This window comes from Brevundimonas sp. (assembly GCF_041911375.1).
GTDB lineage: Bacteria > Pseudomonadota > Alphaproteobacteria > Caulobacterales > Caulobacteraceae > Brevundimonas.
On record NZ_JAYRPA010000066.1, the window covers coordinates 15,579 to 27,240 of the forward strand.

At 70.0% G+C, this 11,662-nt stretch carries 12 protein-coding genes; 6 read left to right on the forward strand and 6 right to left on the reverse strand.

Going from position 1 to position 11,662, the window contains the following annotated elements; all coding sequences use genetic code 11:
- Positions 1 to 6 precede the first annotated feature (6 nt).
- The 5 genes from ACE3PU_RS11425 to ACE3PU_RS11445 all read left to right on the forward strand — a co-directional run bounded on the left by ACE3PU_RS11425 (position 7) and on the right by ACE3PU_RS11445 (position 6,868).
- Entirely contained in the window at positions 7 to 1,350 is a 1,344-nt protein-coding gene (locus tag ACE3PU_RS11425; RefSeq protein WP_374389827.1) for a VOC family protein, read from the forward strand.
- Between the two features lie 79 nt (positions 1,351 to 1,429).
- Complete coding sequence (locus tag ACE3PU_RS11430; RefSeq protein ID WP_374389829.1) at positions 1,430 to 3,268, forward strand: acyltransferase family protein; 1,839 nt, start codon at positions 1,430 to 1,432, stop codon at positions 3,266 to 3,268.
- Positions 3,269 to 3,425: 157 nt separating this feature from the next.
- Positions 3,426 to 5,390: a glucans biosynthesis glucosyltransferase MdoH gene (gene mdoH / locus ACE3PU_RS11435; protein WP_374389940.1), complete on the forward strand. Its 1,965-nt coding sequence runs from the start codon at positions 3,426 to 3,428 to the stop codon at positions 5,388 to 5,390.
- A gap of 113 nt (positions 5,391 to 5,503) precedes the next feature.
- On the forward strand, positions 5,504 to 5,821 hold the full coding sequence (locus ACE3PU_RS11440) for a hypothetical protein (RefSeq protein WP_374389831.1): 318 nt from the start codon (positions 5,504 to 5,506) through the stop codon (positions 5,819 to 5,821).
- A gap of 60 nt (positions 5,822 to 5,881) precedes the next feature.
- Entirely contained in the window at positions 5,882 to 6,868 is a 987-nt protein-coding gene (locus tag ACE3PU_RS11445; protein ID WP_374389833.1) for an SDR family oxidoreductase, read from the forward strand.
- 126 nt (positions 6,869 to 6,994) lie between these two features.
- Here the strand turns inward: ACE3PU_RS11445 and ACE3PU_RS11450 are convergent, their stop codons facing one another.
- From ACE3PU_RS11450 to ACE3PU_RS11475, 6 genes are all read right to left on the reverse strand, one after another.
- Positions 6,995 to 7,279, reverse strand: a complete 285-nt coding sequence (locus ACE3PU_RS11450) for a GNAT family N-acetyltransferase (protein ID WP_374389835.1) — start codon at positions 7,277 to 7,279, stop codon at positions 6,995 to 6,997.
- 54 nt (positions 7,280 to 7,333) lie between these two features.
- Entirely contained in the window at positions 7,334 to 7,714 is a 381-nt protein-coding gene (locus tag ACE3PU_RS11455; protein ID WP_374389837.1) for a hypothetical protein, read from the reverse strand.
- Positions 7,715 to 7,724: 10 nt separating this feature from the next.
- Positions 7,725 to 8,324: a hypothetical protein gene (locus ACE3PU_RS11460; protein WP_374389839.1), complete on the reverse strand. Its 600-nt coding sequence runs from the start codon at positions 8,322 to 8,324 to the stop codon at positions 7,725 to 7,727.
- A 91-nt stretch (positions 8,325 to 8,415) separates the two neighbouring features.
- Positions 8,416 to 8,814 carry a dihydroneopterin aldolase gene (gene folB, locus ACE3PU_RS11465; RefSeq protein ID WP_374389841.1) on the reverse strand — a complete coding sequence of 133 codons (399 nt, stop codon included), beginning with the start codon at positions 8,812 to 8,814 and terminating at the stop codon, positions 8,416 to 8,418.
- 4 nt (positions 8,815 to 8,818) lie between these two features.
- On the reverse strand, positions 8,819 to 9,583 hold the full coding sequence (locus tag ACE3PU_RS11470; RefSeq protein ID WP_374389843.1) for an SDR family oxidoreductase: 765 nt from the start codon (positions 9,581 to 9,583) through the stop codon (positions 8,819 to 8,821).
- Between the two features lie 211 nt (positions 9,584 to 9,794).
- Complete coding sequence (locus ACE3PU_RS11475) at positions 9,795 to 10,955, reverse strand: GDSL-type esterase/lipase family protein (RefSeq protein WP_374389845.1); 1,161 nt, start codon at positions 10,953 to 10,955, stop codon at positions 9,795 to 9,797.
- A 135-nt stretch (positions 10,956 to 11,090) separates the two neighbouring features.
- Between ACE3PU_RS11475 and ACE3PU_RS11480 the strand changes: the two genes are divergently transcribed.
- Positions 11,091 to 11,537, forward strand: coding sequence for a DMT family transporter (locus ACE3PU_RS11480; protein ID WP_374389847.1), 447 nt, complete (start codon positions 11,091 to 11,093; stop codon positions 11,535 to 11,537).
- Positions 11,538 to 11,662 lie beyond the last annotated feature (125 nt).

Consider the following 11,662-nt stretch of genomic DNA (forward strand, 5'->3'; position numbering starts at 1 on the left):
CCGTCCATGTCCGCCCCCACCTCCGGCCACGTTCCTTCGGATGAGATCCGCAGCCGCTTCTCGGCGGCGCTGTCCGCCATGTACCGGGCCGAGGTGCCGCAGTACGGCGACCTGCTGACGCTGGTGGCGGACATCAACGCCGACACCCTGAAGCGCGACCCGGCGCTGGCCGAAGGGCTGGGGCAGGCGGGCGAACTGGGCCGTCTGTCGGAGGAACGACACGGCGCCATCCGCGTCGGCACGGCCGAGGAGCTGGCGACCATCGCCCGCGCCTTCGCCGTCATGGGGATGGAGCCCGTCAGCTATTACAATCTGGCGCCCGCCGGGGTGCCGGTGCATTCGACCGCCTTTCGCCCGACCGATCCCGAGGCCCTGCGTCGCAATCCGTTCCGGGTGTTCTGTTCACTGCTGCGGATGGAGCTGATCGAGGACGCCGCCCTGCGCGAGGAGGCGACGGCGACCCTGGCCCGGCGCGACATCTTCACCCCCGGCGCGCGGGAGCTGATCGATGCGGCCGAGCGTCAGGGCGGGCTGGACGAGGGCCAGGCCGACCGTTTCGTGTCCGAACTGCTGGAGACCTTCCGCTGGCATGCGGAAGCGACGGTCAGCGCCGGGACCTATGAGCGCTTGGTCGCGGCCCACCGCCTGATCGCCGACGTGGTCAGCTTCAAGGGGCCGCACATCAACCACCTGACCCCGCGCACCCTGGACATCGACGCGGCGCAGGCGGCCATGCCCATGCGCGGCATCACGCCCAAGGAGACGATCGAGGGACCGCCCGCGCGCGCCTGTCCCATCCTGCTGCGCCAGACCAGTTTCAAGGCGCTGGAGGAGAAGATCGCCTTCCCCGGCGCCGACGGGGCCGTGGCGGGGACGCACACGGCCCGCTTCGGCGAGATCGAACAGCGCGGCTGCGCCCTGACGCCGACCGGACGGGCCCTTTATGACGCGGCGCTGGCGAAGAAGGACTTCACCGCCCTGCCCGACGACTGGACGCAGCTGCGTCGCCAGGGACTGGCGTGGTTCCGCTACGCCCCCAGTGACCAGGGCCTGGCGCGCGCCGGACGGCTGTCGGGCGATCTGGACAGCCTGGTCGGGTCGGGCGACGTGGTCGCCCAGCCGATCACCTACGAGGACTTCCTGCCCGTCAGCGCGGCCGGCATCTTCCAGTCCAACCTGGGCGCCGAGGCGCGCGGGTCGGCCTACGCCGTCGATCCCGCCAAGGCCGATTTCGAAGCCGCCCTGGGTCGGCCGGTGCACGATGAGATGGCGCTGTACCAGGCCGAGCAGGACGCCTCGGTCGCGGCGACGCTGAAGGCCCTGGGCGTTTCGCAGCCGGTCGCCGTCTGACGTCAGGCTCTGCGGGCGCAGGGAACCGAGACGATCCGCCCGCTTGCCTGACGACCGCGCTCGTCTCATAGACGCCGCCGTGACCCCGCAACCCGCCCCGTCCGTCCGCCGCTACGATCTGGACTGGATCCGTGTCGGCGCGTTCGCCTTGCTGATCCTGTATCACGTGGGCCTGGTCTACGGCGTTTACGACTGGCACGTGCACAGCGCCCACACCTTCGAGTGGATGCGCGAGGCGGTTCTGGTCACCAATCCCTGGCGGCTGACGCTGCTGTTCCTGGTCTCGGGCGCCGCGCTGCGTTTCATGACCCTGCGCCGTACCCCGCGCGAGGTCGCTCGCGCCCGGTTCGAGCGGCTGTTCCCGCCGCTTGTGTTCGGGGCGCTGATCCTGGTGCCCATCCAGTCGTGGATCGAGGCGCGGGACAAGGCGAACTGGCCCGGCGGACTGGACGGCTATCTGGCCTGGATGGGCCGCGAGTTCAGCTGGAGCGGACTGGCCGACGGGGTGCCGGTCAACCATCTGTGGTTCGTGGTCTACATCGCCGCCTACAGCGCCGTGACCATCCTGCTGTGGCGCCGCCCCGGCCTGATCGAGCGGATCGGCGACGGTCTGGAGCGGCTGTTGCGGGGCAGGCGCCTTCTGGTCGTGCCGATCCTCTATCTGATCGCGATCCGGATCACGCTGTTTCCCTTCTTCGGCCTGACCAACAATCTGCCGGTCGACTGGTACAACCACTTCCTGTCGCTGGGGGCGTTCGTGTTCGGCTTCGCCGTGGTGGGTCGGGAATCGATCTGGCGAGGCCTGGAGGATTATCGCTGGGTCGCGGTCGGTCTGGCGGCGGTCGCCCTGCCCATCATGATGCTGCAGGTCTGGCACCCGGGCGGCCGGGCCTTCCTGGGCGTGCCCAAGGCCATCGTCTACGGCGTCGACCAGTGGGCGGTGATCGCCGCCATCCTGGGCTTCGGCAGCCGACACCTGCGCGACCGCTCAAGCCGCGTGCTGACCTATCTGACGCAGGCGACCTTCCCCCTCTACCTTGCGCACCAGACGGTGCTGGTCGTCGCCGTCTGGGTCATTCGTCCCGCCCAGTTGCCGGCGCCGTTGGAGGCTGTGTCGCTGATCGCCGTCACCTTTCTGGGCAGCCTGGGTCTTTATGAGATCGTGCGGCGCATTGATCCCATCCGGCCGCTGTGGGGGCTGAAGCCGCTGGACGGCCGGCCGTGGCCGCTGGATCTGCGCGCCTGGCGCGAAGACGGGGCCCGGTACCGCCGTCGGCGCGGCCTGCTGGCCGTCGGCGTGGCCGCGCCGGTGCTGGCCCTGGCCGTGGTGCTGATCGCCGCCGCCGCCTATCCGGGATTCGACAACGCCACCCAGTTCCTGAGTGAGCTGGGCGGGGCGACCGCGCAGGCGCCGATCATCTTCAACGCGGGCGTTTTCGCCGCCGGCGTGATGGCCGGGCTGGCGGGCATAGGCTTCGGCCTGGCCGTCTATGCGCTGAGCGGGGCGCGAATCGCGGGCGCGGTCACGGCGGCGGTGTTCGTCCTGGCCGGCGCGGGGCTGTCGCTTTCGACCCTGTACCCGTGGCCGGATCCGCGCCACATGATCATCAACCTGGGCCTGGGGATCCAGCTGGCGCCGGTGCTGCTGGTCTGGGGCCTGTCGCGACGCCGCGACCTGCCGCGCCTGAAGCTGTTCCTGGTCGTCACCTTCGTGGTCATGGCGGCCCTGACCCTGTTCACCAAGCACCTGGTCTTTCCGGGAACAGTGAATCCGTCGAATGTGGGCTGGTGGGAGCGCGCCTATGCGATCGTTCTGGTATGCTGGGTCGGCGTCGCCGCCTGGGTTCTGGAACGGAAACTGCGCGATCCCGACCCGGACGCCACCGCGGCCGCCCCGACCGGCGCCCTGGTGGAGTAGGCCACGCGGCCATCCCCGATATTTTTCGTCCTTATCAACATCGCGTGATTGAAAATCGCGCGAATGTGATCGAGTATAGGGAACGTGCTGCAATGCAGCATGCCGCGTCGTCTCGCCCACCGGGCGGCGCAGCTCACCAGGGGGCGTCTTGAGCGGCATGAACACGCTGGCGATCCGGCCTGTCGAACGGGCTGAAATCGAGATCTCCGACCTGGCTCCGCGTGAGCCGGCCTGGTCGTGGCTGCCCGACGAGGCGCCGCTGGCCATGCCACGCCAGTCGCTGGACGCGGCCCAGTCGGCGCATGACGTCACGCCGGCGACCTCGCCGCACACGGTGCTGTTCCGTCGCCTGACGCTGCTGGTCGGCACGCTGGCGCTGACCAGCCTGTCGGCGATCGCGCCCTTCTACCTGTACGCCCGCAAGGGCTGGGACCCGACCGAGATGCTGGCCTTCGGCATCTTCATGGTGCTGATCACCGCCATCTCCTGCTGGTTCGTCAGCGGCCTGATGGGCCTGATCGTCATGCTGCGCGGCAAGGACCAGGCCGATCTGCGCTTCGCCGCCCACCCGGATACGCCGCGCACCCGAACCGCCCTGCTGATGCCGCTGTACAACGAGGACGCACGCGCCTCCTTCGCGCGCCTGGCCCAGATCGACGCGTCCCTGGCCCGCCTGGGCGCGTCGTCGGCCTTCGACCTGTTCGTGCTCAGCGATTCCACCAAGGAAGAGGCCGCCGCCGCCGAACGCTCGGTGTTCCAGGCCTTCCGTCTGGCCGCCAACTGCAAGGCCTATTACCGCCGCCGGACCGAGAACAGCGAGCGCAAGGCCGGCAATCTGGCCGAATGGGTCCGTCGTTTCGGCGGCGCCTATGAGAACATGATCGTTCTGGACGCCGACAGCACCATGGCCGGCGAGACCCTGCTGCGCATGGTCGACGCCATGGAGCGCAATCCCGGCGTCGGCCTGATCCAGACCGCCCCGGTCATCATCAAGGCCCGCACCATCTTCGCGCGGGTGTCGCAGTATTCGGTGCGCCTGTACGGCCGCGTCGCCGCTGCCGGCCTGGCCTACTGGACCGGCTCGGAATCCAGCTACTGGGGCCATAACGCGATCATCCGCACGCGCGCCTTCGCCGCCTGCTGCGGCCTGCCCCACCTGAAAGGCCGCAAGCCCTTCGGCGGGCACATCATGAGCCACGACGTGGTCGAGGCCGCCCTGCTGCGTCGCGCCGGCTGGGCCGTTCACGTCACCGCCGCCCTGGACGGATCGTGGGAAGAGACCCCGCCGTCGATCACCGACTTCATCCGCCGCGACCACCGCTGGTTCCAGGGCAATCTGCAGCACCTGGGCCTGATCGGCGCCAAGGGTCTGTCGCCGATGAGCCGCCTGCAGCTGGCCATGGGCTGCATGGCCTATCTGTCCTCGCCGCTGTGGCTGGCGTCGCTGATGGTCGGCCTGTTCATCCAGATGTTCTATCCGGTGGACTGGACCAGCTTCTTCTACATCCTGAACCCGCAGTTCACGCCCTTCATGCTGGCGTCCTTCCTGTCGGGCGTGCTGCTGATCGGACCCAAGTTCATGGGCGCCGCCCTGGTTCTCAGCCGTCCGGCCGAACTGCGCGCCTTCGGAGGCCGTCGCGCCATCGCTCGCGGCATGGCCGCCGAGATCGCCCTGTCGGCCATCCTGGCCCCCATCCTGATGGTCGCCAACACCAAGGCCTTCATCCAGATCCTGTCCGGTCACGACACCGGCTGGTCGACCCAGCAGCGCGAGGCCGACGGCCTGGCCTGGTCCGACGCCTTGCGCGCCATGCGCTGGCAGATGGTCGCCGGCGTCGGCTTCATCCTTCCGCTGTGCGTCCGTCCCGACCTGGCGACCTGGTTCGCGCCGATCGTGCTGCCCCTGCTGCTGGCCGCGCCGATCGCGGTCTGGACTTCGCGCGTCCGCTCGGGCGACACCCTGGCCGCCAAGGGCTTCCTGCTGACCCCGGCGCAGGACGGCGTCAGCGTCAATCCGGCCGTGCTGCACACGTCGCGTTCGCCGCTGCGCGCGGTGGCCGGCGGCGTCCTGGCCCCGGCGGTGGCGCCGGCCATGGTGCCGGCCCGCGCCCCCGAGCTGTAACCTTCACCGATGCGCGGCGGCCACACTGTGGCGAGAACCGCTACGGTCAAGCTCGACGTCGAGGCCGTTCCGCATCACCTTGGCATCCCACAGGACGCGAGGGATCTGATTCCATGGCCAGCAACAGCGGTTCCGACGCCAAGCCCGACCTGCGGCTCGTCGCGGCCGAGGCCGAGATCTATGATCTGATGCGCGCGCCCGAGACCACCGCCGAACGCGTGAAACGCCTTCAGCTGGAGGCCCACGCCCTGGCGCTGGAAGAGATCGAGGCGCTGGAGAAGCTGCTGCTCGAAGCCGCCGCCAAGGCCAAGGACATCGCCAACGGCGGCGACGCCTATCCCGTCGGCGCCCGTGAAATGGCCTCCCGCCTCGCCGCCGACCTGCCCACCAAGGCCGAGACAATCAAGACCATCGTCCACCGCGTGGGGTAAAGGACGGAACGTCCTTCGCCGTCGTCCGCTTCCTGAGGGCCAAGCCTCAGGAGACCCGCCATGGACGACCAATTCAAATCCCGCGCCGAAGACGTGGCCGACCACGAGCGTGCGATCCAGCGCGACATCGACCAGACAGATAAGGCTCAGGCCGACGATAGCGACAGCGGCGCCGTCCAGGCAGGCGCGCGACGCTATCCCGAACCGCCCTTCCCCAAGCAGCACCAGACCAAGCCCGGCGACGAAGCCGCGCTGGACCCCGCCCCTCTCTACGACGCCCCGTTCTGGAAGGGCTCGGGCAAGCTGGAAGGCTTCGCCGCCCTGATCACCGGCGCCGATTCCGGAATCGGCCGCTCGGTCGCCGTCCTGTTCGCGCGGGAAGGCTGCGATGTGGTCATCTGTCACCTCGACGAGGACGCCGACGCCGAAACCACCAAGGCCGCCGTGGAGGCCGAGGGCCGTCGCGCCGTGGTGCTGAAGGGCGACGTCTCGGACCCCGCCTTCGCCGAGACGGCGGTCAAGGCGACGCTGGAGACCTTCGGCCGGCTGGACGTGCTGGTGCCCAACGCGGCCTTTCAGGAGCACGTCAATGCGTTCGAGGACCTGACCTACGAGCATTTCGACCGCACGCTGAAGACCAACCTGTACGGCTACTTCAACATGACCAAGGCGGCGGTGCCGCACATGAAGGCCGGCGGCGCGATCGTCATGACGGGTTCGGTCACCGGGCTTCAGGGCAACAAGGATCTGCTCGACTATTCGCTGACCAAGGGCGGGATTCACGCCTATGCGCGGTCCCTGGGCACGCATCTGGCGCCGCGCGGAATTCGGGTGAACGTCGTCGCGCCCGGCCCGGTCTGGACCCCGCTGAACCCGGCCGACAAGGATGCGGACAAGACGTCCCAGTTCGGCGCCGAGACGGTCATGAAGCGCCCGGCTCAACCCGAAGAGATCGCCCCCGCCTACGTTTTTCTGGCCTCGCCGCAGATGTCGAGCTTCATCACCGGCGAGATCCTGCCGATCATCGGCGGCTATTCAGGCGGCTGACGGTTAGCGGACGATCCAGGCGCGCTTGCCGGCGGGGGTCCAGGCCTTCGCCGGCGAAGGTGTTGCGGTCGCATGGCCAGCGCGGGCGCGCAAGGACCGCGCCGTCCTCCGACCTATGCGCGGCCCTCAGGCGAGGACGTCGTCGTAGTCCGGGTGTCGCTTGTGCCACGTCACCGCATAGCTGCAGCGGGGGAACAGCCGCAGCCCCTTTTCGCGGGCGTGCTCGGCCATCGACTGCATGAAGCGGCTCGCGGCGCCGGAGCCGCGCAAGGCCTGCTCGGCCTCGACGTGAAGGATCACCCGCGCCCCGCCGCGCACGGCGTAATCGGCCCACACCTGCCCGGCGCCGTTCGCCCCCTCGAAATCCTGCTCGAAGCGCTGCTCGCCCGCGTCGTCCCTGAACTGGCCCATGCTTAACTCCTTTGCCGGTTCAACAGCTTGGGAGGGCGGGCGTTCCATCGGCGGTCAGATCGGCCGGTCTTGCAGCAGCTGGATCAGGCCCAGCACGCTCTTCACCGTGAACCAGACGCTGAGCAGGAACCAGATCAGCAGGAACAGCAGCAGGAACGGAATGCCGATCAGAACCAGCGAGGCGACCGCGCTGACGGCGATGCCGATCCAGGCGGCGATGGTCCACCAGAACACCGACCAGAACAGACGGATCTGCGCCTCGATGTGCTGGCGCGGCACGCCGGTGGCCGATGCGCGCGAGACGTAGGAGACCACCAGCCCGACCAGCACCAGAATGTTGGCGCTGGGGATCGACAGGATGAACAGCGCCCAGGCGATCAGCGCCGGAACCTTGCCCTCGGCCTCTTGGCCGGATGTGAAGTTCGGCGTCGTCATCGGTCTCTCCTCAGAACAGCCAGGCGGTCGGATGCGGAATGCTGCGGCCGGTCCTGAGCTTCATCACGCCATAGGCGCCGCGCGCAAGCGTCCATACCGCCGCGGCGAACAGGATGAAGACGCCGACGTTGACGATGATCAGCACCGCCCCGGCCACGGCCCCGATGGCGGCGATCCAGACGGTGCGCTGTTGAAAGACGTAGTGGCTGGCGGCGAACTCGCCCTCGGGCGAGCGGCGCTTCCAGACGGCCAGCAAGGCGACCGCGGCGGCGACGCCGAGCGTCGGCACGGCCAGAAGGATCAGCACATAGACGGCGTAGAGGGTCGACGGCGCGCGGATCGGCGTCGGCTCCGGGGTGGTGTCGCTGCACCCGGGCTCGCGGCGCGCCGGCGTCGGACGCAACCCGGGTTCGCCCGCCCGCATCTGGCGCAGCGGCGCGGGCGCGCTGGCGCGGAAGGGGTCGTAGGCGGGCTCAGGCGCCTCGAACAGGTCGCGCTCGACCTGCTGGACCTGGCGGCCGGACAGCGAGGCCGGCGAGACGAAGCCGATCTCGGCGTCGTGGTCGTGATCGTCGCCTTGATGGACCTTGGGATCGCCGGGTTCGGCCATGCGGTTCAGACGCTTCTCTCGGGCCGCCCGATGCGGCGGCGGATAGGTTCGGACAATGGCGGGGCGTCCGCCCCGGCGCAACCTCGGCTGCTCAGCGGGCCAGCACGATTTCGCAGCCGGGCGCCGCGGCCGCCTCCAGCGCGCCGGGCTTCTCGACCCGCACGGCGGCCCGGATGACGCGCCGATCCTGAAGGCACGCCCGGCCCAGCCGCTCGGCGAAGGTCTCGACCAGGCCGACGTGACCGTCCGCCGCGATCGCGCGCGCCGCCTCGGCCACGGTCTCATAGTTGACGGTGTCGCCCAGCCGCTCGATGGCGTGCGGCTCCATCTCCAGCACGACGTCGATCACCAGCCGCTGCAGCCGCCCGTGCTCATGATCATAGACGCCGATCCCGGCCTGGACTTCCAGCCCGCGGACGAAGACGCGCAGCGCCTCGCGCCGCACCGGCTCCTCGCCCGGGAAGGGCGACACCTGGGAGGAAAGGGCCACGCGCTTACTCCTGCACGATGTCGGGGGTGCGCCAGGCCAGATGCTGGCCCCCGTCGACGGCGATCATCTGACCCGTCACCAGCGTGGCGTCAATCAGCCAGAGCACGGCGTCGGCCACCGCCTCGGGATCGCCGGACCGTTGCAGCAGGGTGCCCGCCGCCTCGGCGTCGAACTCGGCCTGCGTCTGGTGGATGGATGGCAGGGTCGGTCCGGGCCCCACACCGTTCACCCGGATGCGCGGCGCCAGCGCCTGGGCCAGGGTGCGCGTGGCCCACCACAGGCCGTTGCGCGACAGGCTGTAGGAGAAGAAGCGCGGATCCGGCTTCAGCACCTTCTGGTCCAGCAGATTGACGATCGCGCCCTCGCCTCCCTGGCCTGCGAAGGCTTCGGCCAGCACGATGGGCGCGCGCAGGTTGGTCTCGATATGCCGATCCCAGCTTTCGCGGCTCAGCCCGCCGACCCGGTCGTCCTCGAACACCGAGGCGTTGTTGACCAGGGCCGTGACCGGCCCCAGCGCGGACGCCGCCTGGGGGACCAATGCGCGGACCGCGGTCTCGTCGCGCAGGTCGGCCTTCAGCGCGACCGCCCGCCGACCCAGGCCCGCGATCGTCGCAGCCAGGGCTTCGGCCTCGTCGCCTGAGGCGTGATGATGGATGGCCACGTCGAATCCGGCCGAGGCCAGCTTCAGGCAGACGGCCCGGCCGATCCGCCTGGCGCCGCCCGTGACCAGGGCGACGCCGCGTCCCGCGCTCGGGACGGCGTCAGTCAACCCGGCCGAACTCGACGAAGTTGATCAGGGCCAGGACGGCGACGAAGCCGAGGATGATGAAGAGGGCCAGCATGAGATGCGCTCCAGTTGTCCCGCCCGCATAAAGCGCGCCGCGCGGCGGTTCAAGCGTCCCGCCTCTCCGCAGCCAGCATCGCCGCCGGCAGGGCCGCGCCCATGCAGCGCCCTGCCCGGCCCAGCCGTGTCGGAAACCTCATGCCCCCGTCCCGCTCCAGACCTCGGGGTGGGCGTCCAGAAAGGCCGAAAGAACGCCTGCGATCTGCTGATGATCCCCCCGCGAGGGGTGCCAGTCGCAGGCCGTGAAGGCCAGCGGCCCTGTCGACAGCACCGCCAGCCGCTGTTCGCCGGCCGCCTTCAGCCGTTCGGCGACCCGACCGACCGAAACCGCGATCTCGTCCTCCGCGCTCGGCGGGGTCAGCAGGATCAGAAAGGCGCCGCCATGCCGGGCGCGCAGCATCTGCACGAAGCGCACATAGGTCGCCTCGAAATCCGCCCTCAACGCCTCGCGCGACGCCCATGGCTCGCCGCCGGCCAGGGGCGTCGAAAAGTCGTTGGTCCCCAGGTCGATCACCACCACCTGCGGCGACCCGTCGCTCGCATCATGGCGCGTCGCCCCGTCGAACAGGGCGTAGGGATAGGCCTGGGGCAAGGTGGGCAGGGGCGCGCCGCCATAGTTGCGCACCACCCCCCGGCCGGAGATGGCGTTGATCTGATAGTCCGCCGCGTAGCGACGGGCGGTCAGCGGTCCGAACGCCAGTGAATTGTCGGTGGACGCCCAGACCTCCTCCGCCGTGCAGGCGCGCCGGTCCAGCGCGGCGCCGTAGCCGACGGTGTGGGAATCGCCGATGAACTCGATGCGACGCGCGCGCCGGGGGCTGGTCCCCGCCACGCCGTCGGCGTCCAGCGCGAAACCGCCGAAGCGCGCCGGTCCCGCCTGGTGTTCGGACACGACGTCGATCCGGACGTGGTGCGCGGCGCGATCGAGCCCCGCGATCCGATAGAGGCCGGCGGCTGGCCGGACCAACTCGCCGACCCGTCGGTCGTCGATCAGCAGGTGCAGGATCTGCGCCCCGTCGCCGACGCGGAAGAAGACCGATCCGCCGGTGAACGCCGCCTCGAAATAGACGCCGGGCCACTGGTAGGTCAGGCCCGCCGCGTCCGAAATCACCCGGCCGCCGACGACGAAGGGCAAGGGCGTCAATGCGACCCCCGGCGATGCGCGCTCCACCCGCGCCTGCGCGGCGGCAGGCCCGGCCAGGGCGGCGGCGCCTGCTGCGGCCAGCCCGCCAAGCGCCACGGCGCGTCGATTCGGGCGCGGCGCGCCGCTCAGGCTGTTGCTGCTGGAACTCTGCACGGGTCGGTCTCTCCGAATGGGCGTCATCTAGCATCGCCTGGGCCGTCGGCGGCAATCCGGATGCCGCGACCGGCGTCAGGCCGCCTCAAAAAAGGCGATCTGCCGCGCGCCGCAGGAGCATGCTAGCCAAGGCGCATGAACCCTTCGCTGATCGCCATTCTCATCGTCGTCCTGGCCGGCGGCGCCACCGCGCTGCAGGCGCCGACCAACGCCCGGCTGGCCGGCGCCGTGGCCTCGCCGGTCAACGCCGCCTTCATTTCCTTCGCCGTCGGCACGGTCGTGCTGGGGGTGACGGCGGCCGCCCTGCACACCCGGCCGGACTTCGCCGCCACGCGCGCCCTGCCCTGGTACGCCTGGCTGGGCGGAGTCTACGGCGCCTGTTTCGTGGTCGCCGCCGCCTGGGGCGTTCCGCGGCTGGGGGTGGCCATGACCATCACCCTGATGGTGGGAGGCCAGCTGCTGATCAGCCTGTTTCTCGACCACTTCGGCGCCCTGGGCGTGCCGCGCCAGCCGCTGAACCTGGGGCGCGTGGCGGGGGTCGGCCTGGTCCTGGCCGGGGTGCTTCTGGTCCGCCGGTCCTGATTTCGCCGGAACCCGGGGCGTCACTTCACGGTTTGTAACAACCGGCATGGCCAAGCCGCGCGACGCGCGCTAGTCATGCCGCACGTGCGAGCAGGGCCAACCCTGCCGATCAGATGACCAAGCTC